Annotated in this window: 23 protein-coding genes and 1 tRNA gene; 11 read left to right on the top strand and 13 right to left on the bottom strand. The window is 41.9% G+C overall.

Translation table 11 applies throughout. The features are described from left to right. Nucleotides 1-5 precede the first annotated feature (5 nt). From tatA to MTN96_RS23240, 5 genes are all read right to left on the bottom strand, one after another. The gene (gene tatA, locus MTN96_RS23260) at nucleotides 6-260 is read right to left on the bottom strand and encodes a Sec-independent protein translocase subunit TatA (protein WP_004587475.1); all 255 of its coding nucleotides are present in this window, start codon (nucleotides 258-260) and stop codon (nucleotides 6-8) included. 79 nt (nucleotides 261-339) lie between these two features. Then, nucleotides 340-1,944, bottom strand: coding sequence for a ubiquinone biosynthesis regulatory protein kinase UbiB (gene ubiB, locus MTN96_RS23255; RefSeq protein ID WP_029772890.1), 1,605 nt, complete (start codon nucleotides 1,942-1,944; stop codon nucleotides 340-342). 9 nt (nucleotides 1,945-1,953) lie between these two features. Next, nucleotides 1,954-2,637 carry an SCP2 domain-containing protein gene (locus MTN96_RS23250; protein WP_248532851.1) on the bottom strand — a complete coding sequence of 228 codons (684 nt, stop codon included), beginning with the start codon at nucleotides 2,635-2,637 and terminating at the stop codon, nucleotides 1,954-1,956. 11 nt (nucleotides 2,638-2,648) lie between these two features. Next, the gene (gene ubiE / locus MTN96_RS23245; protein ID WP_004587478.1) at nucleotides 2,649-3,404 is read right to left on the bottom strand and encodes a bifunctional demethylmenaquinone methyltransferase/2-methoxy-6-polyprenyl-1,4-benzoquinol methylase UbiE; all 756 of its coding nucleotides are present in this window, start codon (nucleotides 3,402-3,404) and stop codon (nucleotides 2,649-2,651) included. A 95-nt stretch (nucleotides 3,405-3,499) separates the two neighbouring features. Continuing rightward, on the bottom strand, nucleotides 3,500-4,486 hold the full coding sequence (locus tag MTN96_RS23240) for a GGDEF domain-containing protein (RefSeq protein WP_248532874.1): 987 nt from the start codon (nucleotides 4,484-4,486) through the stop codon (nucleotides 3,500-3,502). A 355-nt stretch (nucleotides 4,487-4,841) separates the two neighbouring features. On the opposite strand from MTN96_RS23240, the gene MTN96_RS23235 reads away from it, so the two are divergent. Both MTN96_RS23235 and MTN96_RS23230 read left to right on the top strand, forming a co-directional pair. After that, nucleotides 4,842-6,620 (top strand): DUF885 family protein, encoded by a 1,779-nt coding sequence (locus MTN96_RS23235; RefSeq protein WP_248532850.1) that lies wholly within the window; start codon nucleotides 4,842-4,844, stop codon nucleotides 6,618-6,620. A 96-nt stretch (nucleotides 6,621-6,716) separates the two neighbouring features. Then, the gene (locus MTN96_RS23230; RefSeq protein ID WP_138685038.1) at nucleotides 6,717-8,198 is read left to right on the top strand and encodes an FMN-binding glutamate synthase family protein; all 1,482 of its coding nucleotides are present in this window, start codon (nucleotides 6,717-6,719) and stop codon (nucleotides 8,196-8,198) included. Nucleotides 8,199-8,235: 37 nt separating this feature from the next. Here the strand turns inward: MTN96_RS23230 and mtnK are convergent, their stop codons facing one another. Then, the gene (mtnK, locus tag MTN96_RS23225; RefSeq protein WP_248532849.1) at nucleotides 8,236-9,453 is read right to left on the bottom strand and encodes an S-methyl-5-thioribose kinase; all 1,218 of its coding nucleotides are present in this window, start codon (nucleotides 9,451-9,453) and stop codon (nucleotides 8,236-8,238) included. A gap of 128 nt (nucleotides 9,454-9,581) precedes the next feature. Between mtnK and mtnA the strand changes: the two genes are divergently transcribed. Further along, nucleotides 9,582-10,607, top strand: a complete 1,026-nt coding sequence (mtnA, locus tag MTN96_RS23220; protein WP_248532848.1) for an S-methyl-5-thioribose-1-phosphate isomerase — start codon at nucleotides 9,582-9,584, stop codon at nucleotides 10,605-10,607. Between the two features lie 47 nt (nucleotides 10,608-10,654). Here mtnA and MTN96_RS23215 read toward each other — a convergent pair whose 3' ends face one another. From MTN96_RS23215 to MTN96_RS23205, 3 genes are read right to left on the bottom strand one after another with little or no spacing between them, the layout of a single operon-like run. After that, nucleotides 10,655-11,197 carry an acireductone dioxygenase gene (locus MTN96_RS23215; protein ID WP_029772882.1) on the bottom strand — a complete coding sequence of 181 codons (543 nt, stop codon included), beginning with the start codon at nucleotides 11,195-11,197 and terminating at the stop codon, nucleotides 10,655-10,657. After that, entirely contained in the window at nucleotides 11,194-11,877 is a 684-nt protein-coding gene (gene mtnC / locus MTN96_RS23210) for an acireductone synthase (RefSeq protein ID WP_248532847.1), read from the bottom strand. Before mtnC ends, MTN96_RS23215 begins: the two co-directional genes overlap by 4 nt. Next, complete coding sequence (locus MTN96_RS23205; RefSeq protein WP_248532846.1) at nucleotides 11,877-12,500, bottom strand: methylthioribulose 1-phosphate dehydratase; 624 nt, start codon at nucleotides 12,498-12,500, stop codon at nucleotides 11,877-11,879. The genes mtnC and MTN96_RS23205 overlap by 1 nt, the downstream gene beginning before the upstream one ends. 212 nt (nucleotides 12,501-12,712) lie before the next feature. On the opposite strand from MTN96_RS23205, the gene MTN96_RS23200 reads away from it, so the two are divergent. The 3 genes from MTN96_RS23200 (at nucleotide 12,713) to MTN96_RS23190 (ending at nucleotide 16,103) form a co-directional block, all read left to right on the top strand. Beyond that, nucleotides 12,713-13,855, top strand: coding sequence for a methionine aminotransferase (locus MTN96_RS23200; RefSeq protein WP_248532845.1), 1,143 nt, complete (start codon nucleotides 12,713-12,715; stop codon nucleotides 13,853-13,855). After that, a complete protein-coding gene (locus MTN96_RS23195) occupies nucleotides 13,843-14,616 on the top strand; it encodes an amidohydrolase (RefSeq protein ID WP_248532844.1) in 774 nt (257 codons plus the stop codon). The genes MTN96_RS23200 and MTN96_RS23195 overlap by 13 nt, the downstream gene beginning before the upstream one ends. Nucleotides 14,617-14,684: 68 nt before the next feature. After that, nucleotides 14,685-16,103: a mannose-1-phosphate guanylyltransferase/mannose-6-phosphate isomerase gene (locus MTN96_RS23190; protein ID WP_248532843.1), complete on the top strand. Its 1,419-nt coding sequence runs from the start codon at nucleotides 14,685-14,687 to the stop codon at nucleotides 16,101-16,103. Nucleotides 16,104-16,131: 28 nt separating this feature from the next. Here the strand turns inward: MTN96_RS23190 and MTN96_RS23185 are convergent, their stop codons facing one another. The 3 genes from MTN96_RS23185 to MTN96_RS23175 all read right to left on the bottom strand — a co-directional run bounded on the left by MTN96_RS23185 (nucleotide 16,132) and on the right by MTN96_RS23175 (nucleotide 19,652). Then, nucleotides 16,132-18,288, bottom strand: coding sequence for an ATP-binding protein (locus MTN96_RS23185; protein WP_004587491.1), 2,157 nt, complete (start codon nucleotides 18,286-18,288; stop codon nucleotides 16,132-16,134). A 116-nt stretch (nucleotides 18,289-18,404) separates the two neighbouring features. Further along, entirely contained in the window at nucleotides 18,405-19,061 is a 657-nt protein-coding gene (locus tag MTN96_RS23180) for a response regulator transcription factor (protein WP_004587492.1), read from the bottom strand. A gap of 219 nt (nucleotides 19,062-19,280) precedes the next feature. Further along, the gene (locus MTN96_RS23175; RefSeq protein WP_248532842.1) at nucleotides 19,281-19,652 is read right to left on the bottom strand and encodes a histidine triad nucleotide-binding protein; all 372 of its coding nucleotides are present in this window, start codon (nucleotides 19,650-19,652) and stop codon (nucleotides 19,281-19,283) included. An 88-nt stretch (nucleotides 19,653-19,740) separates the two neighbouring features. Here MTN96_RS23175 and MTN96_RS23170 point away from each other — a divergent pair, with 88 nt between their 5' ends. Next, the gene (locus MTN96_RS23170; RefSeq protein WP_004587494.1) at nucleotides 19,741-20,352 is read left to right on the top strand and encodes a DUF2057 domain-containing protein; all 612 of its coding nucleotides are present in this window, start codon (nucleotides 19,741-19,743) and stop codon (nucleotides 20,350-20,352) included. A gap of 169 nt (nucleotides 20,353-20,521) precedes the next feature. Here the strand turns inward: MTN96_RS23170 and MTN96_RS23165 are convergent, their stop codons facing one another. Further along, nucleotides 20,522-22,366, bottom strand: a complete 1,845-nt coding sequence (locus tag MTN96_RS23165; protein ID WP_004587495.1) for a M1 family metallopeptidase — start codon at nucleotides 22,364-22,366, stop codon at nucleotides 20,522-20,524. 133 nt (nucleotides 22,367-22,499) lie between these two features. Here MTN96_RS23165 and murB point away from each other — a divergent pair, with 133 nt between their 5' ends. The 4 genes from murB to MTN96_RS23145 all read left to right on the top strand — a co-directional run bounded on the left by murB (nucleotide 22,500) and on the right by MTN96_RS23145 (nucleotide 25,405). Then, on the top strand, nucleotides 22,500-23,507 hold the full coding sequence (gene murB / locus MTN96_RS23160) for a UDP-N-acetylmuramate dehydrogenase (protein ID WP_248532841.1): 1,008 nt from the start codon (nucleotides 22,500-22,502) through the stop codon (nucleotides 23,505-23,507). Beyond that, nucleotides 23,507-24,499 carry a bifunctional biotin--[acetyl-CoA-carboxylase] ligase/biotin operon repressor BirA gene (birA, locus tag MTN96_RS23155; protein ID WP_248532840.1) on the top strand — a complete coding sequence of 331 codons (993 nt, stop codon included), beginning with the start codon at nucleotides 23,507-23,509 and terminating at the stop codon, nucleotides 24,497-24,499. The genes murB and birA overlap by 1 nt, the downstream gene beginning before the upstream one ends. Beyond that, nucleotides 24,496-25,221, top strand: coding sequence for a type III pantothenate kinase (locus tag MTN96_RS23150; protein ID WP_248532839.1), 726 nt, complete (start codon nucleotides 24,496-24,498; stop codon nucleotides 25,219-25,221). The genes birA and MTN96_RS23150 overlap by 4 nt, the downstream gene beginning before the upstream one ends. A gap of 111 nt (nucleotides 25,222-25,332) precedes the next feature. Next, nucleotides 25,333-25,405 (top strand) — tRNA-Thr (locus MTN96_RS23145). The last annotated feature ends 2 nt before the right edge of the window (nucleotides 25,406-25,407 follow it).

The raw sequence follows: 25,407 nt of genomic DNA, 5'->3' as shown, positions 1-25,407 counted from the left end.
ATTGCTTAAACCTTAGTATCGTCTTTGGTTTTTTCAGTGCTTTGTGTCTGTGTTGGCGCTGCTTTTTGAGACTCTTGGATTTGCTCTGCTTTTTCGCTTTCAGTCTCTTTAGTTTGATCATCAGACATGGCTTTTTTAAACCCTTTTACTGCACCGCCTAAATCACCACCCATGCCGCGTAGTTTTTTAGTACCAAAAAGAAGTACGATAATCGCTAAAACAATCAATAATTGCCAAATACTAATGCCACCTAAACCCATGGTTATCTCCAACTGATAAATGCTTAAATGTTTATTTTAAGTACTAATTATACGCCCTGTGGCATAAATAGCACTTAGTTTATGTGTTACGCCACGCCACAATAAAGCTAATTGCAGACGCCGCTAATGTTACGCCTGCCGCTATGAGGTCGTGCTGCAGATAACACAGTGCCGATACAATCAGTGTAGCACTGCCAAATAGGCTAAGTACTAGCGCTTTGTGTGACACTTTACTTGGCTGAGAATGCTGCATTTGCGGACTACGTTTTAAATTTTGATAAATTAAATCAGGTAGTTCTGGCATTTTTTCAGCCCAAAATGGCAAGTTAGCATACATTTGTTTCATTACTGATAACGGTCCAACTTGTTGTTTTACCCAATCTTCTAGAAATGGCTTAGCGGTTTTCCACAAATCAAGCTGAGGATAAAGCTGACGCCCTAAGCCCTCAACGTATAATAACGTTTTTTGTAATAATACTAACTGCGGCTGTACTTGCATGTTAAAGCGGCGTGCGGTGTTAAATAAATTAACGAGTACATGGCCAAACGATATCTCAGCCAGCGGCTTATTAAATATAGGTTCGCACACGGTACGAATTGCAAATTCAAACTCTTCTATGCTGGTATCGGGCGGAACCCAGCCCGAGTCAACATGTAGCTGAGCAACTTGGCGGTAGTCACGATTAAAAAAGGCGATAAAGTTTTCTGCGAGATAGCGTTTATCTTCTTTGTTTAATGTGCCAACAATGCCACAGTCGATACCAATATACATGGGGTTTTCAGGGTGCTCGCGAGAGACAAATATATTGCCAGGGTGCATATCAGCATGAAAAAAACTGTCTCTAAATACTTGGGTAAAAAACACTTCTACACCGCGCTCAGCGAGTAATTTCATATTGGTATTTTGCGCAATTAACGACTCGGTATCTGAGACCGGAATTCCGTAAATACGCTCCATAACCAAAACGTTACTGCGGCTATAATCGCTATAAACAGCTGGGATATATAACGAATCAGAGCCTTCAAAGTTACGCTTAAGTTGTATGCCATTTGCGCCTTCGCGCATTAAATCGAGCTCATCTAACAAGGTTTTTTTATACTCTTTCACCACCTCGACAGGGCGTAACCTTTTTGCTTCGCTGTGTACATTGGCAAGCACTTTAGCGAGCTTTTCCATAAGTGCTAAGTCGGCATTAATTTGTGTTTTTATGTTTGGCCTAATCACTTTTATAACAACATCTTGGGTATTGTTATGGGCATCAACTAGCTTAGCAGTATGCACTTGCGCAATAGACGCTGAGGCCAATGGGGTTTGCGAAAACTCACTAAATAACTGGTTTATATCGCTGATTTCGAGCGCTTTTTCAATTATTTTTTGGGCAAGTTCGCCCTCAAAAGGCTCGACTTGGTCTTGCAAAAAAGCAAGCTCTAACGCAATGTCGTGAGGAAGTAAGTCTCGGCGGGTAGAAAGCATTTGGCCAAACTTAATCCACACTGGGCCAAGCTCTTGCAAGGCTAAGCGCAGGCGCAAGCCCGCTGGTTTATTTTTGTGCTGGTTACGTAACCAAAACAAGCTACCACGCGCAATTTTAGCGTACCAAGGTATTTTTTGTTTTGGTATTAACTCATCTAATCCGTAGCTAAGTAATGTTTTAGTGATGTAATACAATCGAGCAGTCGACACAAAAAATCCTTAGCGGCTGTTGGTGTTAGAAGAGTTGATTAATGCATTTATGCGTTGTTCAATAGCGGCCACTTGCCCTTTTAGCACTCGGTTTTGTTGTTTAAATTGTTCAAGCTCTAAAGGGTGAATAGTTACAGCGAGCTCATCTTGGCATAGGCTGGTTAATGTGGTGCTAATTTGCTGACGCGCTTTACGCTCTTTACTGCGTAAAGCGTTTAGCTGTATGTAAAGTTGTTGTGCGGGCGCATCGCCAATATAGTGCGATAGTTGCTCAGGCCAATCTATATCTAGCCCAGAAAATGCGGCGCTGTATGCCTGAGCGACGTTTAAGTCGCCTTGCAGGTCTAGCTTATCTTGACGAATGAGCTGTGTAAGCATGGCTGGGTCTTTAAGCGCCATGAGTGTATCTATATCTGCGCTGATCATACACTCTGCGCTATCTCTAACGCTGGCACTGTAAAGGTGTAATAGTTTACCATCAAAGGTTAATACTATTTGCTGCTGCCAATTGCGGATTTCGACCTTTAATGGTTTGTGCTTAACGGCACCGAGCTTATCTATTAAGGTGGCGTCGAGTTGCAGTACCTTATTAAGCACTCGCTCTATAAGCGAAAGTACAAAATTAGGTAACATAAAAAACTGTGAATCGGGTTTTGCTGCGATCACATTTTCGCTTTTTTGCTCAAACGCCATAACTGCCTGCCTTAATATTTAAAACCACGGTGCAGTGCAACAATACCACCGGTTAGGTTTTGATACGTTGTTTGTTCAAAGCCTGCTTCTTCCATCATTGCTTTTAAGGTTTCTTGGTCTGGGTGCATACGAATCGACTCAGCTAAGTATTGGTATGACTCGCTATCGTTCGCCACTACTTTACCCATAGTTGGTAATAGATTGAACGAGTAAAAATCGTACGCTTTACTTAAAATTTCATGCTCAGGTTTGGAAAACTCTAATACTAATAAACGTCCACCTGGCTTTAAAATACGGTACATAGAGCGAAGAGCTTTGTCTTTATCGGTTACATTACGTAGGCCAAAGGCAATCGTGATCACATCAAAGCTGTTATCTGGAAATGGCAGCATTTCGGCATTCATTTGCACGTAGTCGATATTGCCGACTAAACCCAAGTTGTGTAGCTTTTCACGGCCTACTTTTAACATTGATGAGTTAATGTCGCCTAAAACTACTTGGCCGGTGTCACCGACTAGCTGGCTAAATTTTGCTGTTAGGTCGCCAGTGCCGCCTGCTAAATCAAGGACGTGGTGGCCTTTGCGAACACCTGAGCTGGCTATAGTTTGACGTTTCCATAATCGATGTACACCAAAAGACATTAAATCGTTCATTACATCGTACTTTGCTGCAACCGAGTGAAATACGTCTGCAACCATTGAGGCTTTATCGTTTTCGGCTACGGTTTTATAGCCAAAATGCGTGGTCTTTTGCTCTGTTTCGTTCATGGTTAGTCTCTATCGTGGCAATAAAGACTAGTGTACTTGATTGTATACTGCAGGTGCAATTTGAATATGATTTATCAGGTAATTTAGCGTAAAACCTAGTGGCCAGCTGTAAAGCTACTTTGCCCCAGTGAGCGTGCTTTAAATGCCGCTTGCGAGGCTTTTTTAGCTAACATGTTAAAGTCATCATTTTTGAGTTGCTGCGCTATGCCTAAAGATAAGTTAATGCCAGGCAGCTTAGTGCCGCTTTTTGAGCTAACAAAGCGAAGTTTTTCTACGCCATTACGCACTTTTTCAGCAATAACATTGGCGGTTTCGGGGTCTATATCTGGCAGTAATACGGTAAATTGGTCCTTTGCTGTGCGCCCAGGTAAACCACTTTGAAAAACATATTTTTTTACTTGTTTAGCTACTTTGTTCAAAATAACTTCGCCAATTATATCGCCGTAATTATCTACAAAATGATCTAAATTATCTATTTGAATTGCAATTGCGCAAATTGATTTGTCTTGGTTGCTCCATAGTTGGGTTTGCTGCGTTAAATAATGACGTTTATACAGCCCCGTTTGTGAGTCAATAATGTGCTGCTTACGTAATTGCGCCAGCTGTTTTTGGGTTTTTTCGTGTAACTTTTTAGCTTTATGTAGCTCGTGTTTGAAGTGCTTGTGTTGCTCAAGTAACGTGGCTGATTGCGTGTTTAACGTATCGAGTGCTTGGCGGCTTTGCTCTATATTATTCTCATCAAGCGTGTGCATGCACTCACTTACTTGGCCGGCAAAGCTAACAATTTGTTTTTCGGTTGATTGCGCATTGCGCGACAGTGAATCAATAACCCCATTTACGTTATTAATCATTGCCACTTGCGTGGTATGCCCTTCGTTTAAAAACTCAAAGTAGAGCTGCTCAATCAAAATACTATCAATTTGGGCTTTATTAGTAATGACCTCGTCTATGGCGTTATTTAGCTGAGGATTTACTTTACTAATATAGGTATAGGCAACGTGGTAATTTAACGGAGAGGGAGGCAGCGTATGACGTTCTAAAAACAGGCATACATTCGTCATTTTTTCTTGAGCTACAGCCATGGAATCATGGAACATCATTTTAACTACCAACTAAGTACGCATTAAATTACACATTAAAATAACTCTTCAATGAGGCGGCAATGCATCCAAGCTTTATTATTTTTTTACTACAATAATCGTTAACCAGGCTATTTAAAAGTAAAAACCAGTATTAGTGAACTTAAATTTTTACTTTTGCTGCCTAATAGCTGATTTTATCATCAAAGAGCACGTAATTAGCTTAATTTAGGCGGGTTCAGCTTATTTTACCCGCTCCAATTAAGCGTGTGTTATTGAGATTAATCGCATTTATCTTGCTATTTACTCAGCCTACGATAGTTTTGTGAAATCTATTGTATGGTTAAGTAAAACTAAAATGAATTATTCCTTACCCCCGCGAATTTGCCGCACACTGCTTGTGCTATCACTTTTTGGCACGCTAAGCGCATGTACATTAACAAGCCCCAACGCAAACACACAATTTGAACAAGTGGCGCAAAGTATTGTTGATTACCGCAAACGTGTAAATCCCTACACACAGCCTAAAGGGGTTGATGGCTATTTATTACCTAATTTATCGGCTGAATTTTTAAAGCAGCAATATGAGGAAAAAACAGCATTATTAAGTCGTTTAGATGCAATTGATAGCGATGAGCTTTCAAGTGAAAACAGTATTAACCTCAGTATTATTCGTGCGCAAGTACAAAACAGTGTTGATGAATACGTATTTAATGCGCACTACATGCCGCTAACTTCTGAGTATGGGTTCCATTCTAGCTTGTCTTATATGATTAGTAGTTCACAGTACAAGCAACCGCAACAGTTAGAAACGTATTTAGCCCGCCTTGAACAAGTGCCGCGCTTTTTTGAGCAAAACATACATTGGATGAAAAAGGGGCTCGAAACGGGACTTACTCAACCACAAGCGGTATTAGCTGGGTATGAAGATTCAATAAGTGCTTACATAGTGGATGATGTAACGCAGTCAGACTTTTACTCCCCGTTTAAAACGAACACAGCAGGGCTAAGCGAAAACGACTTTAAAGCGTTACAGCAAAAAGCTAAACGCATCATAAAAAATGATGTTATTGCCTCTTACAAAGCGTATCTAACATTTTTTACTACGCAATATCAGCCAGGTGCACGCACTACGATTGGTATTTCGCAAACCCCTAATGGCAAGGCGTTTTATAAAAACCGCGCACAGTATTACACCACCACAAATATGAGCATTGATGAAATACATCAGCTGGGGTTATCTGAAGTGGCGCGTATCCGCAGTGAAATGCAGGCAATAATTAAAGAAGTAGGATTTGAAGGCACGTTTGCCGATTTTATCCACTTTTTACGTACCGATCCGCAATTTTACGCCACCACTCCAGAGCAGCTATTAAAAGAAGCTGCTTATATAGCTAAAAAAATGGACGCGCAGCTGCCTAAGTTATTTCATACATTGCCACGTATGCCCTATGGCGTTGCACCTGTACCTGCAAATATAGCCCCTAAATATACAACCGGTCGCTATGTTGGCTCGAGCCGAAGCGATCAAGCGGGTTATTATTGGGTAAATACATATGCGCTAGATAAGCGCCCGTTGTATGTATTAGAGGCGCTGACCTTACACGAAGCCGTACCAGGGCATCATTTACAAATATCGCTTAATGCAGAGCTTGAAAACTTACCAAGCTACCGACGTGATGCCTACCTTTCGGCTTTTGGTGAAGGGTGGGGGCTTTATTCTGAATACTTAGGTATAGAAGCAGGCTTTTACCAAGACCCATACAGCCGATTTGGCCGTTTAACCTATGAAATGTGGCGTGCAGCTCGTTTAGTGGTTGATACAGGTATGCACATGTACGGCTGGAGCCGCGAGCGCGCTATGAACTTTATGAGCGAAAACACAGCGCTTTCATTACATAATGTTAAAACCGAAACCGACCGCTATATTTCGTGGCCGGGGCAAGCTTTGTCGTACAAAATTGGCGAGCTGACTATCAAGCGTTTACGCACAGAGGCCGAGCAAGCGCTTGGGCCACGTTTTGATATTCGTGAGTTTCATCATCAAGTATTGCGTCATGGTTCTGTGCCGTTATCAGTGCTTGAAGAGCAAGTTCGTTTGTATATAAAAGCTGAGCTTGAAAACGCACAAAGCTAATTATCTAAAGGTATAAACCTTGAACAACGAAAGGTGTTGTGTCATTTTGACGCAACACCTTTTTTATTTTTAAAAACAGCCATCAAGGGGCCTTGGATGAGCGATTTTATAATTTTTAGTATTGATGTATTTGCGAGTATTTTTATTGTTGCATTAGGATTAATTGTACTTACCATTATTGTTTTTTATTTTCGTGATATTACTCAAACAAAGCATGCAATTAGGCGAAATTACCCGGTTATTGGCCGCTTTAGGTACTTTTTTGAGCGCCAAGGCGAGTTTTTTAGGCAGTACTTTTTTGCCCTCGATAGAGAAGAAATGCCGTTTAACCGAGCAGAGCGCAGCTGGGTGTATCGGGCTGCAAAAGATGTCGATCGTACCGCTGCATTTGGCTCCACGCAAAGCTTAGAGGTAACAGGTACAGTGATGTTTATGAACTGTGCTTTTCCTACCTTAGATGAAGAGGCGTTGGACCCAAGTAATGTAACGTTAGGCCCTTATTGTAAAACGCCGTACACCACTAACTCCTTGTTTAATATATCGGGAATGAGCTTTGGTGCGCTCTCAAAACCGGCTGTTAGAGCGTTATCAAAAGGGGCAAAATTAGCCGGCTGCTGGATGAATACCGGCGAAGGCGGGTTAAGCCCTTATCACTTAGAGGGCGGAGCCGATTTGGTGTTTCAAATTGGTACGGCTAAGTATGGTGTGCGCGACGAGCTTGGAAATCTAAGTATTGATAAACTTAAAGAAATTGCGGCGCATAAAAACGTAAAAATGTTTGAGCTTAAATTAAGCCAAGGTGCCAAACCAGGTAAAGGCGGTATGTTACCAGGTAAAAAAGTTAATGCTGAAATTGCTAAAATAAGGGGCATCCCTGAGGGTAAAGATTCAATTAGCCCAAATGGGCACCCAGAGATCAAAAAGCCAAGCGACATATTAGATATGATTGCCACAGTGCGAAACGCCACAGGCAAACCTACCGGCTTTAAAGCCGTTATTGGTGATTACACTTGGCTAGAAACACTATTTGCAGAAATAAACCATCGCGGGCTTGAATCAGCACCGGACTTTATCACTATTGATAGTGCCGATGGCGGTACGGGCGCAGCGCCACAACCCTTATTAGATTCGGTAGGTTTACCGCTGCGCGAAAGCTTACCGCTGGTTGTTAATATGCTTGAAAAACATGGCTTAACAGGGCGGGTAAAAGTCATTGTATCGGGTAAGTTAATTGTGCCCTCTAAGGTGGCATGGGCGCTTGCTTTGGGTGCTGATTTTGTTGTTTCTGCGCGTGGTCATATGTTTGCGTTAGGCTGTATACAGGCCATGCAATGTAATAAAGACACCTGCCCAACCGGTGTTACTACCCATAACGAGCGGCTACAGCGTGGTTTAAATGTTGCCGATAAAGCCCAGCGGGTTGCCAATTATAATAAATATATTCATTACGGTGCTGGCTTAATTGCCCACTCATGTGGTGTAACGAGTGCGCGGGAATTAAGGCGTAAACACGTGCGTATAGTGCAAGAAAGTGGGCTGTCGGAGCCGCTCGATAAAATTTACGAAAACTACCAATAACGGTATTGGTAGTAAAAAAGGCGCTTTGGCGCCTTTTTTAATTTAGCTGGCTTATTAATAAACTAAAAAAGGCATCTTTGCTGTCGCAGTTTTTGGCATTTAAAATAAGTTGCTCACCTAAGCTCAGCGTTTGTTTTTGTACTGCAAGGCGCGTATTTTCATCTTCAATGCTGTCAATATCTACCACATGCGCGAGCCCTATGGTGCGCCTAATTAGTTCTGTTCCACAATAACCTATGGCGTCTTGTAATACGGTTTTCATAAAGTACTGTGGGTAGCCGTCGGTATTAAGGGTGTGATCTGTGCTGTGGTTGGCAATTAAAGCTAACCATTGTTGCTCAAATAAGTTATAGCTTTCAACAATGCAGCTAAGTAAATGCGTTTGATAGTTTCGTCGTGCTACAAACTCTTCAATATGCCCTGCTTGTGCGCAGTAATTTAATAGTAAATTGCCAATAAAAGAGCCTATATCAAAGCCAACAGGGCCAAAAAAGCCAAACTCGGGGTCAATCACTTTAGTGGTATTGGTATCTACAAAAATGCTGCCGCTGTGCATATCGCCGTGCAGCAATGTTTGCGGGTTAGATAAAAAATTAGCTTTTAATTTCGCAACTTCTAACTTAAGTGCCGTGTTATCACGCAAAGCGTGTACATGTGTAGTAAGTTGCTCGTCAAAGTGATTGCGTTCGTGATCTGTATACGGATCGCTAAAAAATAAATCTTCTGTAATTTGGCAAAGCTCAGGGTTAGTAAATTGCTGTACGAGGGCCTTTTTATGCTGGGCGGTTAGGTAAAAATCTGAATTATAAAACCCGGTATGGCTTAAATACGTAGCTACGTGCTCGGCTAACTTAGGAAATTGCTCCGCGTTATTTTGCGCCGCGCGCAATATTTTTAAGTGACCTAAATCTTCTAAAATAGTAAGTGCGTAAGCTTGGTTATAGTGCAGTACTTTAGCGGTGTTTTGTGGGCAAATAGCCCCATGGTTAAGTAACACTTGCGCCTCAATACGGGCTCTATCAAGCGTGAGCGGCCATGATTCACCTACACAACGAGCATAAGGCAGTGCTTGCTTTAAAATAATGCTGTTATGGTGCTCATCGCTAATTCTAAATACTAAATTAAGGTTACCGTCACCAAATTCGTACGCAGTTAAGTGTGCGCCAGTATTAAAAAAATCATACTGCTTAGAGTCAATTAGCGAATTTACATATTCAATTGCGCGCTGCGCATCAAACGCGACATAGTTAGCCATAGTGAGTTCTCAAATAACCTTTTTGGGCATTCTATACCTTTAAATGTTTAGATGTCTACAAGTCTAACTTGAGAGTTGTTCAAACTGATGTAAAATACCCTTACGCATTTTATTTAAGCAGCCTCACCATGCAAAACCTAATCGCAAGCAGTTTAAAATATGAAAACGGCACATTAAGTGTGCTTGACCAGTATTTACTTCCTCATCAGCAGGTATGGCACGAATGCCATAGTGTTGAGACGATGAAGGAGCTGATCATCAGTTTAAAAATTCGTGGCGCACCATTAATAGGCTTAGGTGCGAGTTTGCTGGTTGCTCATTTAGCGCAGCAGGGGGGAACTCAAGCGGCGCTTGCAAAAGCAATTGATGAGCTTGAAGCCACAAGGCCAACCGCTGTTAATTTAATGCATTGTATGGCTACATTAAGAGAGGCCCTTAAAAGCGATGACTTTGTAGCAGCAGTGGTGTGCAGCGCAGAGCGCCTTTTTATTGAAGACATTGCCCTATGTGAGCGCATGGCAACGCACGGAGCTGAGCTTATAAACAGCGGCGACAATATTTTAACCCATTGTAATACCGGCGCATTAGCGACTGCTGGTATTGGTACAGCATTAGGCGTTATTTACAAAGCGCAGCAACAACACGGCAATATACATGTGTGGGTTGATGAAACGCGGCCCTTGTTGCAAGGCGGGCGTTTAACCGCGTTCGAACTTGAGCGCTGGCAAGTACCGTATACGCTTATTTGCGATAATATGGCAGCAAGTTTAATGGCCGCAGGCAAGGTAGATAAAATAGTGGTAGGCGCCGATCGTATTGCTGCTAATGGCGACTTTGCTAATAAAGTGGGAACTTATAATTTAGCTGTATTGGCCCATTTTCATGATATTCCCTTTTATGTTGTCGCGCCTTTAACTACGCTTGATACACAAACAGCTTGCGGTAGCGATATAGCAATAGAGCAGCGAAATAGCGCAGAGGTACGCGGCGTAAGTGGCAGTTTTGGTGAGGCGCTGTGGGCACCCACTAATGCCAATGTGTATAATCCCGCATTTGATGTAACACCTGCAAAACTAATAACAGCTTGGGTGTTAGATACCGGTGTTTACAATAAAAGTGATGTAGAGAGTGGCGCGTTAACAGCGCTTAAGTAGTTTTAAATATCGCTCCACTTATCCCTTTGTGGAGCGTATTACGTTTGCTATGCGAGCAACGGAAACTGCTTCGCAATTTCAGATTCGGTGCTTTTTGCAACCCAGCCCTCGGTATTATTAAATAATCGAATGGCGGTAAACTCTGGGTCGCTCCCCATATCAAACCAATGTGGTGTAAGGGTTGGGACCGAAATTAAGTCACCTTGCTGGCATAATACTTGGTAAATTTTGGCATCAATATGTAGGCAAAATAACCCTTGGCCTTTTACAAAAAAACGAACTTCGTCTTCACTATGAGTGTGCTCAAATAAAAACTTTTCTCGCATTTGTGCCGCTGCAGGATTACCTTTTGCAAGTGAAATAACATCCACCGTTTGGTAGCCATTTTGCGCTTTTAAGCGCGCTATATCATTTTTATACGCTGCAATAATTTGCTCATTTGTGGTGTGCTCATTAATGGGTGCGGTTGCTTGCCATTGTTCAAAACGTACATTTACCTTTGCTAATTGCTGAGTAATTTCGCTTAAATCGCAGGTGTTTACCAGCGCATTACTCGGATTGTTGTTAGCATAAATTGTTAATTGGCTCATGCAAATTGCTCCAATTTAACTGTGCTAAAGTCATGTACGTATGGGTGCGCGCTATGTGCTTGGCCATCACGTATTAAGTGCAAGGTTTTAAGCCCTGCTGCTTTGGCAGCATCAAGCTCACCTGCCACATCACTTAAAAATAAGATTTCGTTAGCACTAAAGGGGAGCTGGTTAACTATAGTGTTATAGGTTGCTTGCTCTTGCTTTGCGCCGACTTTGGTATCAAAAAAGTCGTTAAACAGAGGGCATATATCGCCATAGTCGCTGTATTTAAAGAGTAACTGCTGCGCCCTTACCGAGCCTGATGAATACGCATAGAGTGCGGTGCCTTGAGCATGCTGAGCTTGTAAAAACTCAAACGCATCTGCGTATAGGTGGCCTTTAAAATCACCGTGCTCGTAGCCCGTTTGCCAAATTAGCCCTTGTATTTGCTTTAAAGGGGTAATTTTTTTATCTTCTTCAATCCACTTTAGTAACACGCTAATGACATTTTCTATATCGGCATCTGGCTGATTAATAATGGCTTTAACAGCCGCTATTTGCTCAGCGATATGGGTTTTATTTTCGTTTAAGCGCATAAACGTTGCTAGTTGTTTAGCTGCATACGGAAACAGCACCTCTTTTACAAATGAGATACGTGTTATGGTGCCTTCAATATCAGTTAAAATTGCTTTTATCATTATAGCTGTGCCCCAATACCTTCTATTTTTAACCGTTCCAGCTCGCAACTAAATAAAAACTCTAACCCTTCTAAATGGCGAAGTGCTTGCTTGTAATTACGCCCTACTACATAAACGCCATGCCCACGAATTAACACTGCATGTTCAATGGGTGAATGTAAGTGGTGATCACTAAGCAGCAAGCTTAAGCGGTCTATGTCTTGGTCGTTTTCAAAAATGGGAATGCTGAGCGTATCTAAATGCGAGGTTACCCCACTGAGTGACTTTTGCATTTCGTAACCGCTTAAATTTAATGCATGGCTTTTAATTACACGCGATAGTACGGTGGCTGCTACTGAGTGAGTATGCAGTACCACGTTTGCGTGCGGAATAAGCTTATACATGCCAAGGTGCAGTTGCGTTTCGGCCGATGGGTTGCCAGCACCTTTAGTGCGATTACCTTGATGATCAAGCTCAATGAATGTGTGTGTACCGAGTTGACCTTTATCAAAGCCGCTAGCGGTAACCACATACCCTGTTGCGGTGCGCGCCGAAAAATTTCCGCCGGTGGCGGGAACCCAGCCTTTTTGACTGATCCATTTTCCGGCTTCAATAAGTTGCGAAATAGCGGTATTGTTGTGCATACATTCCTCACCAATGAGTGTAATACCAATGCGTAATAATACTTAATGCGTTTGAGGCGCTAAACCATACGCGAGCTGCGTTTTTGCTACCTCAAAATAACTCAGTTAATTAAGCAAATTGATATAAAGCTATTTAATTTTAGACGGCTATACTTCTGTTTTAAGCAATGATAGCATCGCTTTAAGCGCAAAACCATCATTAAGGGCCTGTCGTGTTTGAAAGTAAATTACCAAATTTAAGTGTTAGTATATTTAGCCAAATGAGTGGCTTGGCAAGTCAGCATTCGGCAATAAATTTATCGCAGGGTTTTCCTGAGTTTGATGCGCCAGAACTACTGAAAAACCAGCTAAATTTTTATGTTCAGCAAGGGGTTAATCAATACTCGCCATCCAGTGGTGTGCCCCGTTTACAGCAACAAATAGCAAATTTAGTTTCGCGTAAATACGCGGCTAATATTGATGCAGCTGAGCAAGTTACGGTAACGTCGGGCGCCACCGAAGCATTATTTGTGGCTATTCAAACTATAGTACGCCCCGATGATGAAGTCATTGTGTTTGACCCCGCTTATGACTCTTACCAGCCTGCCATTGAGCTTGCTGGCGGTAAAACAGTTCATATTGCATTGCATGCCCCCGATTACGCTATTGATTGGCAAACGGTTCGCAGTGCAGTGAGCAAAAACACGCGCGCTATAATTATTAATACGCCACACAATCCAAGCGGAAAAATACTTAAAAGCCATGATATAAACGCGCTCAAATCGTTAGTAAGCGACCACGATTTATATGTAATAAGTGATGAAGTTTACGAACACATTACCTTTGATGGCGATAAGCACTTAAGCATGCTTTGTGATGAGCAGCTGCGTGAAAAAAGCTTTGTTATATCAAGCTTTGGCAAAACGTTTCACAGTACCGGCTGGAAAATGGGGTACTGTATTGCGCCTGCACCACTTGCTATTGAATTTAGAAAAATACACCAGTATGTTACTTTTTCAAGCTTTACACCTGCACAACACGCATTGGCCGACATGCTTGAACAACAAGGCGAGCATGTCGATGAGCTGAGTAATTTTTATCAGCAAAAGCGCGACTTACTGGCGCAGCACTTAAGTGACAGCCGTTTTAATATTTTACCAAGCCAAGGTACGTACTTTTTATTGCTCGATTACAGTGAGGTGTCTGATCTTAATGATGTGGATTTTTGCCACTGGTTAGTAGAGCAAGCTGGGGTTGCTGCTATTCCTTTAAGTGTGTTTTATAAGCAACCTTCAAATGATAAAGTGATTCGACTGTGTTTTGCTAAAAACGATGAAACCTTAATAGAGGCCGCGCAAATATTATGTCAACTTTAACGCTTACACTCGTTCAAAGTGCGCTGCATTGGCTTGATAAAGACGCCAATTTAGCCATGTTTGATAAAAAATTAGCAGCGATGATCGCTCAACCTGATTTAATTTTACTACCCGAAACCTTCGCCACAGGCTTTGCTATTAATCTTGATTGCGCAGAACCCGAAAATGGCAAAGTGTTGAGCTGGCTAAAAACCCAAGCACATAAACATAAAGCCGTTATTGCAGGTTCGGTTTTGGTTGCTCAAGGCGATAAAAAAGCGAATCGCTTTTATTGGGTGACCCCAAGTGGCGAGGTAAATTATTACGATAAACGTCATTTATTTCGCTTAGGCAGTGAGGGCGATTACGTTGTCGCAGGACAAGCGCGTAAAACGTTTGAAATTAACGGTTTTAAGTTACTGCCGCAAGTATGTTACGACTTGCGCTTTCCGGTTTTTCAGCGCAACAATAATGATTACGATGTAATGATAAACGTTGCAAACTGGCCTGCGGTTCGTCGCCATATTTGGGATACGCTATTAATGGCGCGTGCTATGGAAAACCTATGTTATGTAGTAGCCGTTAACCGTGTTGGCGACGATGGCAATGGTGTTGCGCACAATGGCGGCACGGCCGTGTACGACTTTAAAGGCGATACAATCGCCAAAGCAAAAGACAATATACAAGAGTTGCTTACCGTAACACTTGAAAAAGCACCGCTCGATGATTTTAAAGCTTCGTTTCCTGCTTATTTAGATGCCGACGCGTTTACCTTGGTATAAATCGCTAAGCATTAGCGCCTAGCCAATAAAGTGCTAAAATAGCCGCTGATATGTTTATTGGCGGCTTTATGAATACAACCCTTATTACACCGGTAATTTTAGCGGGCGGCATTGGCACACGGTTATGGCCGCTTTCTCGCCAAGCTATGCCTAAGCAATTTTTACCTCTGCTTGATAACAAACACTCACTATTACAAAGCACGTTAGCGCGTGTGTCGGGCAAGGGGTTTGCAAAGCCAATACTTGTTTGTAACGAACAGCACCGTTTTATTGCTGCTGAGCAAAGTGCACAGGCCCCTCCTCATGCACTTTTGTTAGAGCCCCAGGGTAAAAATACCGCGCCGGCTATTGCGCTGGCAGCACACTACGCTTTACAGCAAGGCATAACTGGGCCAATACTGGTGATGCCTGCCGATCATCATATATCCAACTTTACTGAGCTCACACTTAAACTAAACGATGCAATTGAATTAGCCCAGCAAGGTATGTTGGTCACGTTTTCAATTACACCAACACAGCCCCACACTGGGTTTGGCTACATTAAGCAAGGTAGTAAAATAGCAGGCTCAAATTGCTATAAAGTGGCTGAATTTAAAGAGAAGCCAAGCTTGGCTAACGCTGAGCATTATTTAACTCAAGGCGGTTATAGCTGGAATAGCGGCATGTTTTTATTTACACCACAAGCCTATTTAAATGAGCTAGAACGCTTTGCCCCAAAAATTGCACACAGTGTAAGCGCGGCGGCTAATTTCTCTGACGATTTAGGGTTTACAAGGCCGGTAAGTGAGCCACTTAAAAACTGCCCAAGTGACTCTATCGATTACGCTATTTTAGAGCGCAGTAATAATGTAGCAGTGCTGCCTGTTGCTCTTAATTGGAGTGATGTAGGCAGCTTTAGTGCCTTGGCTAGCCTTATTAAAAAAGATGCACATGGCAATAATGAAAACGACAGCCATACCGCGCAAAATAGTACTAATAATTTTGTTATAAGCGAAAACGATCACAGCGTTGCTACCCTTGGAGTTAGCGACTTAGCTATTATTCATACCCACGATGCCACCCTCGTTGCCAATAAAAACAAGCTCGATGGTCTGCCTTTATTGCTCAAGCAATTAGCGGTTAGCCAAAGCGATAAACTCAATCACCATCAGGTTGTGTATCGGCCATGGGGTAATTACCGCACTTTGGTTGAAGGTGGTGGTTTTAAAGTTAAAAAAATAACCGTTAATAGCGGTGCTAAACTTTCAACGCAGCGCCATCAGCATCGTGCAGAACATTGGGTGGTGGTATCGGGGATTGCCGATGTACGTATTGATAAGCAAGCATTAACACTTAGCCATGACCAATCTTGCTACATTGCAGCAAAACAAATACACAGCTTAGCGAACAATCAAAAAGAGCCGCTAATTGTCATTGAAGTACAAACTGGCGCCGTACTAGATGAAAGTGACATAGAGCGTTTTGATGATAAGTATGGAAGAGAGTAAACAGCTTAATCTGCAATTGAAAAGCCCATTAACTCAACTGCCCGCGCACATACTTTAAGTATTGTTCTAGGCTGCGCTGCCATAGCTCTAACGCCTCATCTAGCAGGTTGTTATGGGGTTTGTTATCAAGCAGGCGGCGCTCTATTTTTTTAAGCTCAATACCGTAACGGTTAAAGCCTAATTGCAGCGCGGTGCTTGCTTGGCGGTGCAATAATTTAATGCACTGCTCTGGTTGCTGGTTAATAAGTTCTTGGCATCGGGTTAGTTTAGTCCGTGCTGAGAGTACAAATTCATTGTAAATCGACGACACTTCATCCTCACTAAATGAGCTAGTTAGCGTTTCTGCTGCGGTTTCGTCGTATAAGGTGTCTACTAGCTCTACAGCTATATTTGCAGTTTGATTGGATTGTGAATCACTCAGTGCTTGGCGAAGCTTTTGCTGCTTAATTGGTTTGCCTACTATGTCTTTTATTCCCAGAGCTAAGTATTCTTTTACCTCGTCAGGGCTTAAGCTTGCTGTAAAAGCCAGTACGGGCGTGCGCTGGTTTTTATGCTCCAAACGCTGCAGTCGTTTTAATACTTCTTGGCCGGTAAAGTCTGGCAGGTTCATATCCAGTAAAATAACGTCAAAGTGATGCGTTTGCAGCAGTTCAATAGCACTTTTTCCATCTTTGGCGAGCTTTATTTTATGCTCATCTTCGGCCATAAATTCAATGGCAATTTTTTGATTTAAATCTAAATCTTCTACTAGCAGTACTTCAAGGCCGGTTAAGTAGTCTTTGTTTTGATGTCGCTGCTCTACCAAACTAAGCTCCCCTAGCGTAAAGGTGGTAGTAAAGCTAAATACGCTACCAGTGCCTAGTTGACTGGTTATTTCTAAGCGGCTGCCTAGCTTTTCTAGTAAGCGGCTGGTGATGGCAAGCCCAAGGCCGGTGCCGCCTTTTTCTTTGCCGGCGCTACTTTGTACGTAGGGTTCGGTTAAGTAGGCTATTTCGTCTTTTTCGATACCAGGGCCTGAGTCTTTAACGCTAATTTTTATGGTGTGCTCAAGTTGCCTGTCGCTTATTAAATCAACCTGAATTTTTACTATACCGTGGTCGGTAAACTTAATGGCGTTACCAACAAGGTTAATAATAATTTGCCTTAATTTTTGCTGATCGCAGTAGTAACAGGCTTGTTCAGGGATATTACATACCAGTTCAAACTTAAGCTGCTTTTGCTCCGCTAATGGGCTGAGTAATAAACATAAATTGTTTAACCAGGTTTTAAATTCAATGTCTTCTTCGTAAAGTGCTTCATCACTTTGATCTAGGCTTGCGTAGTCAAGCACTTTATCAACCAGTAAATTTAATGACTCGGCTGAATTAATGATGGCCTCACAATAGGCTTTATTGCGGGTGTCGGTGCTTTGGTTCATAACCAATTGGGCGCTGCCTAATATGCCATTAAGGGGGGTGCGAATTTCATGGCTAATCGTTGATAAAAACAGGCCTCTAATCTCTAGATCTTTTTGGGCTTTGTCGGCCAGCTTGTTAAGGTTTTTTTCTCTGCGTTCATTACACAAAAGCGCCATACCGGCGGCATAAAACATAGGTGCAATAACGCCATTTAAAAACAGTAAGCTGCTAAACCATGGGCTTTGCAATAGCAGGGGTTGTTCAATATTAACCATAAATAGTGAGCGGCTAATAAAGCTCAGGCCAACTAAAGTTAATATTAAAATGTAAACAATGGTGCCATTTGGGTAGGTTTTTCGGGCATATTTAATAAATAAAAACAGCAAAAAAGTGGCTTCTGCAATGTGCTGTACATCCGAGACGTAAATACGCTCGCGTAAAGAAGGGTCAATAAAAGAATAATACCCCAACATTACGGCGCTAAACGCGGTAAAGGAGCACAGTAGCTTAAAGCCAATACCCCTATAATCTAAAAATTGGCATATAGCCAAGCTGTGCACAATTGATGCGCCAAACATCATACTGCTGGCAATACTAATCACAATAAGGTTGTGCGTTTTGCCAATAAGCGTAAAGCCAATTACTGCGCCTAGTAATAAAACCGGGTAAAAAATATAAAGCAGAGTACCTGGGGTACTTTTGTTGGTACGCCATGTTAAAAAGTTAAGAAGGGTCATTACAATAATAACGGCAATGCTGGCAAAAAAGAGGGTAAATGAGTCGAGCATAGAGGTTCCAGCAATGGGTACTTTAAATAGAGTAATAAAAAGCGATTAATTTAACAAGCATGCAGCATAAACAAAAACAGGCACCATAAGTGCCTGTTTTTAAATTACGAAATTGATTAACGAATTTCGTCTGGAATGTTTTGTTGAGCCCAAGATAGTAGCTCAATACGGTTACGACATTTAGTTTTTCTAAATGCGCTGTATAAATGTGTTTTAACTGTGTGCGGGCTGATGCTTAAATCTTCAGCAATTTCTTTGTTTTTAGAACCCTTACTCATTAACGAGATTATTGCTTTTTCTCGTTTAGTGAGTTTAATTGGCTCTATATCGCCTTCGGTCAGCTTGTGTAGTGCGTCTTTATTAAACTGCAGCATGCGGTTTAATGCATTACACATAATGTCACGTCTGTACCAAAGCTGATCTTCTAAAAGTAAGCGAATACCTTTCATTAATACATCAGCGTTATCTGTCGTATAAAACACGCCACGAATACCGCTCAACAGCGCGCGGTTAGCGAGCTCTGGGTTTTCGTCTAGGTTAAATAATACGATATCGCACTTGGTGCGCAGGTTAACTAGCTGTTCTTTTAGTTTACCCCATGCATCGTTACTTGATGTTTCAATGAACAGTAATCGAGTCCCTTCTGGTACATCTAAAATATTTGTACCCGTGGTTACGTCAAGGCCTTGCGTTTTTAACAAAGGTTCTAAAACGTTAATGCCAATGGTGTTAATTGGCTCTTGATCTAATAACAAAAAGGCTGAACTGCTCATGTTTTTATACTCTTTTTATAAAGCTGACTAGTTAAGTTTATCACGACTTCCACACCTTTTGTATTAGAAAGTCGGGTTTCGCCTTGTGAACAAGTACGATTTTACGATTATTTAAACATAAAATGTTGCAAATAAGTAATTGTTTTTCACTTTATATACATGATAAACCATAACATTTGTAACTAGCTAAATACTAATAATTCCATTGAATTTTTATTATTAAATTTTTAATTTTTTAGCTTCTTGATACGGAGGCCAGCCCATTTCTTTGCCTGCAAGTATATGTAAATGTATGTGATACACGGTTTGCCCGCCGTGTTTATTGCAGTTCATTACTACTCTGTAGCCATCGTCACTAAAGTTAAATTGCTTGGCTAATTTAGCAGCAACCTCGTATAAATTTCCAACTAAATGTGAGTTTTCGCTGTTAATATCATTGATAGTGGCAATTGCTTTTTTTGGAATAATTAATACATGAAAAGGGGCTTGCGGGTTTATATCTTTAAATGCAAGGGTGGTGTCGTCTTCGTAAATAATGTCGGCAGGAATTTCGCGGTTAATAATTTTTGTAAATATTGTTTCTGTGCTCATAATCGTTTCAGTGTAAGGGTTGAATTTAAAGTCACTAATGACAAATTTTGTTTGCAGTGTCAAACTCAAAACAAATAAAGGAGTTTTTATGCGTAAACCAATGTTAATAACTGCAGCTGCGGGACTATTGATAAGTATGTCAGTAAGTGCCGGAAATATTCACTTTCCTGAAGAGTTAGTGCCTTTACAAGTCGGCGAAAGAGTCATTGAAAGCTCTTTATTTAGCCGCGTTGACGACATTGAACTTGCCCCAGGGTCTTATCGATTAAAATTAAAATACACCGATTTATACGAGCTAGGCTTTGACGACCATGAGGTAATAGAGTCTGAACCGTTTTGGGTCGATATTACTATTGACGATAACAAAGACTACGACATGGTGTTTAATCGTGCCGATAACGCGGTATCAGCGAAAATATTTGCTGAGGCACCACAGGTAAGTTTAAAAGCAAAGGGCGCGTCTGTGGCACAGCCGCTTAGTGTTATTTCAAATACACAGCTTGCAAGTCAAAAGCCTGCTTTACAAAATACGGTGCCAGCGGGTCCAACGCGTCCAAGCCAACCTATAAAGCCTATTGCGCCTATTAATGGCAAAGGCATGCCAAGTGCACCGCAAATGCTAGAATTTTGGTGGCAGCAAGCCACGATTGCTGAGCGAAAGGCCTTTTTAGAAAAGGTAACGAACCAAGGCGCTGAATAATAAACTTATCTCAAGCTACTGATTTTAAGTGCTAACTGCGCTGAACTTAGTTATAGTTTTTAGCTTGAGAAAATTACAGTATTAAAAAAGGCCGATAAATCGGCCTTTTTTAATGGTTTTGTTGTTTTACCCTAAAGGTGTGAACACCTTTAGGGGTAGCACAGGTTGCTTATTTATCAAATAAAGCGTCAATGGTGCCTTGTGCGAGCGGGTGGTAGCCTGGGCGTGCTTTGATGTATACATCATGTGCCCACTCACGCTTATCATTTTTAATAAGTGCTTTGTATAACGGCACAATTAATTTACGGCGGCCTATACCTGATAAGTGCTTATCAAGCGCTGGGTAAATAGGTTGGTAACCATTACCTACGGCTAACATAAACCATGCAAACGCGCGCTCTGCATTGGTTGATTGCGTTAAGTTAAATTGCTTATCAAGCTCGCTCATCTTATCTAAGCTTAAATCACGTGGTAGGTTATTTAAAAAGTGTAACCACTCGTGCACTGTCCATTGAGCCGTAGGTAATTGTGCTGCGCTTGTTTCACCTTTTAACCATGCTGCGCTTGCTGTATCTACTTTATCAAACGCATCCGATGTTGGGTTAGGTGCATCGCTTGGTAAACCTGGCTCAAAAATCCACTCATTCACTTTATCCATGCTTACAACGCCTGGATATTTTTCAATTAAGTTAGCTTTTAAATAAGTAACAAATTGCGCAGTAGTCAGCGATTTAAATGCAAACTCATTAAAGTAGGTCTTAACAAAGTCATCAAACTTATCACGGCCGTATTTTTCTTCTAGGTAGATTAAAAATAGCTGACCTTTAGTGTATGGCACTGAGCTAAATGCATCATCTGGATCGCGGCCATTAAGTTTTAAATTAAGGCGCGTATCGGGTGCATCAATGGTTTTAAGTTGCGCGCGTAAGCCTGCTGCATCTAAAGCTTGCTCCATTACGGCGCGGTCGCGGCCAAACACTTCTTCCATAATGCGGTTTTCAACGTAAGAGGTAAAACCTTCGTTTAACCATAAATCTTCCCACGTAGCGTTGGTAACTAAGTTACCAGACCAAGAGTGTGCAAGCTCATGGGCAATAAGGTTTACTAAGCTTTTATCGCCAGCAACTACGGTAGGGGTAATAAACGAAAGACGCGGGTTTTCCATGCCACCAAACGGAAAGCTAGGCGGTAACATTAATAAATCGTAACGGCCCCATGCATACTCACCATACATTTCGTTGGTTTTGTCGATCATGGCTTGGGTGTCGTTAAACTCGGCAACCGAAGCGTCTAAAATTTCAGGCTCGGCAAATATACCAGTTTGTTTTGACATGGCTTTAAATTCTAAATTACCTGCACCAATCGCAATTAAGTACGGCGAAATAGCTTGTGGCATCTCAAAGTGGTAGTCGCCATCTTTGTATAGTGCGTCTTTGTTATCAGCGCTCATTACGGCACGTATATCTTTTGGTGTATGAATACGGGCAGAGTAAGTAACGCGCATGGCAGGGGTATCTTGTACTGGCAACCAGCTACGAGCGTGAATAGCCTGCGATTGGCTGTACATAAACGGGTGCGTTTTGCTGGCTGTTTGCTCTGGTGTTAACCATTGCAGGCCAGATGCTTCTGGGCGACTGTTGTAGTAAATACGTACTTTTGGCGCTTGGCTTTTTAAAGTAATTGTTAGTTTTGAGCCTTTAACATCATCGCGATCTGCAAGTGTAAATTTAGCTTTGTGCCAATCGCCCGAGGTATCTTGGTACATTACTTTATCAATGTCTAAGTCGCGGGTATCAAGTACCAGCTTTTTGCTTGTGTCATTGTTCCACTTTAGCGTGTGCTCAACAAAACCTTCTAATTGCTTGTCGGCAAAATCGACATCTAAATCAAGGTTTAAGTGTGTTGTTACCACATCATCTAGGTTGGCGTATGAGTTTTGATCAATCGCGTTTGCCATTGCTTGCGAGCACATACCGGCCATAGCGAGGCTTAAAAAAAGAGGTTTAATTTTCATAAAATACCCTGAACACTAATAATAAGTGCAGGTTTTATATCATGATTGATACAGCGGGTTGAGTGATTTTTACATTCTTTGCGACAATAAGGTAAACTACTGCGATTAGTTACCAGTACACTCAGAGACCTTTGTGGCGCACTCATTAAAACCTTTACATACCTTTGCACTAAACAATCAATGCCAGCATTTTGTTGAAATAACCTCGGTTGAGCAACTTAAAGCACACCGTTTTAGTGCTCCGTTTTGTTTATTAGGGGAAGGTAGCAACACAATATTTTTAGAAAACTACGCAGGCACCGTAATTAAAATGGCCACTAAGGGCATTACTATTACCGAGCGTGAAAATGACGTATTAGTGAGTGCAGCTGCGGGTGAGAACTGGCATAACCTAGTAAGCTATTTACTTGATAAAAATATTGCAGGGCTTGAAAACCTAGCCCTTATTCCGGGCACCGTTGGGGCGTCGCCGGTACAAAACATTGGTGCTTATGGTGTTGAGCTCGCTCAATTTGTAGAGTCGGTTGAATACATTGATATAGCCACAAAAACCAAAGTGACTTTAACTAACGCACAGTGTGAGTTTGCTTATCGTGACTCTATTTTTAAACATGCTTTGAAAAACAAAGCGGTGATCACACAAGTTAATTTAGCGCTCCCTAAAAAGTGGCAGCCAGTTTTAAGTTATGGCCCACTCAAAGTATTGCAAAATCCCACCCCTAAAATGGTATTTGAGCAGGTTATTGAAATTCGTAACGCTAAGCTGCCAAACCCATACACTTTAGCCAATGCGGGTAGTTTTTTTAAAAATCCGATTATTAGCAATGCGCGTGTAGAAGCGCTGCTCGTGCGGTTTGGTGATTTACCGCATTACCCCTATGGGGAAAGCCATCACAAAGTGGCGGCAGGTTGGCTAATTGACCAAGCGGGCTTGAAGGGCTTTACAGTAGCAGGGATTGAGGTGCATCAGCAGCAGGCGCTGGTATTAGTTAATCATGGTGATAGTAAAGGAAGCGATTTAATCACTATGATCACGCATATACAAAATACGGTGTTTGCACGTTACGACATAATGCTAGAGCACGAAGTAAGGCTTATAAACACAAATAGTGAATGCCATATTACTACGGAGCACGCGTAATGAAAGCACCAGATGGAAATAAACTAGCTATATTAAATGCACTTAACCAAGGTGGCTTTGTATCGGGCCAAGCCCTTGGCGAGCAACTAGGTATAAGCCGCGCTGCAGTGAGTAAGCATATTCAAACACTGCAAGACATGGGGCTCGATATATTTAAAGTGACGGGTAAAGGTTACAGTTTAAACAATGCGGTGGGTTTGCTAAACCAAGCCGATATAACCAAACATTACCATGCATTAGGTGCTAATACAGCCCAAGTAGAAGTACACCCTATTATAGATTCAACCAACAGCGAGCTAATGCGCCGTATTCAAAATAAAGTCGCGCTTGAGTCTGGCACTGTTGTGGTTGCCGAAATGCAGCAAGCCGGGCGCGGAAGGCGAGGGCGGGTATGGCAATCTCCATTTGGCGCCAATTTATATTACAGTTATTTTTGGCGCTTAGATGATGGCCTGCAAGCTGCTATGGGCGTATCAATTGCAGTAGGGCTTGCGGTATACGATGCTATAAAAGCACTTTACGATATAGACATTGAACTTAAATGGCCAAACGACATATACATAAATAAGCAAAAACTTGCCGGAGTATTAGTTGAGCTAGATGGGCAACCGCAAGGCCCTTGTCAGCTAGTCATTGGTATTGGCATAAATCTACACATGCCGCAAAACACCAGCGAACACATTGACCAAGCATGGACTGATTTAAGCCAACACACCACCGCGCTTGATAAAAACCAGTTAGTTGCTTCGCTTACCTTTTATTTAGAGCTGCGTTTGGCAGATTACCAGCAAGACGGGCTAAACAGTATGTACGCACAGTGGAACGCCCTAAACGCCTTTGCAGGAGAATGCGTAGAGCTAAATACGGGGCACAGAAGCTGGCGGGGTATTTGTGAAGGTATTGATCAGCACGGTGGAATACGTATTCGCCAAGACGGCGAAGTTAAAAGTTACTATGGCGGCGAAATCTCGTTAAGAAAGGCCGAATTATGAAACTGCTAATAGATGTAGGTAATACGTCATTAAAAGCGGCCTTATGGCGCGAGCAACAAGCAACGCCCGTTTCTATGAGCGACGTGCCGTGGCAAGCAATAACTGAGGTTGTGTATGCTTGTGTAGGTAACAGTGAATTATTAAATGGCGCGCTCACATTAGCCGCCAAAAAAAGCATTCCGTGTTTTGAGGCGCATGTTAGTAAAAATCTCAGTGGCTTAAGCTGCGCATATGAACAGGTTAGCAATTTAGGTATTGATCGCTGGCTTGCGCTGGTGGCAGGTTTTACACTTTACCCAAATAGAGCGAGTATTATTGTTGATGCTGGCACTGCAACCACTATTGATGTACTGAGCGGCGAAGGCGAGCACTTAGGGGGCTGGATATTACCCGGCCTTGATTTAATGACTCGCTCATTAACACAAAATACTCAGCGCGTGTTTGATGATGCCAATACCCCCTTTTTAAACGAGCTAGGTAAAAACACACCCAACGGATTAAAAAATGGCGCGCTGGTGGCAACATTAGGCGCTATTGAACAGGCCAAATACCAACTTAAACACGTAACAGGCGAACAAAAACCACAAATTTTGTGCGCCGGTGGTTACGGTTTGCTGTTACAGCAACAAATAAGTGGCAGTATTTTTGATTCTTTATTGGTTATGAAAGGATTAAATTATTGGCATGAGCTAAGTAAAAACGACGAAAAACAGCAAAATTAAGCACTTTTGCATGAATTGTGAGCATTTAAGCTAAAAAATTACATTTTTTTTAATTTTATAGTTGCATCATAATAAACCTTACTCTAATATCTCGCCCCGTACTAAAGCAGTGCCGACTTAGCTCAGCTGGTAGAGCAACTGACTTGTAATCAGTAGGTCAACCGTTCGACTCGGTTAGTCGGCACC

The sequence above is a fragment of the Pseudoalteromonas sp. 2CM28B genome (assembly GCF_023161935.1).
The sequence above is the reverse complement of the archived record's forward strand: the minus strand, read 5'-3'. Positions and strand labels throughout refer to the sequence as shown.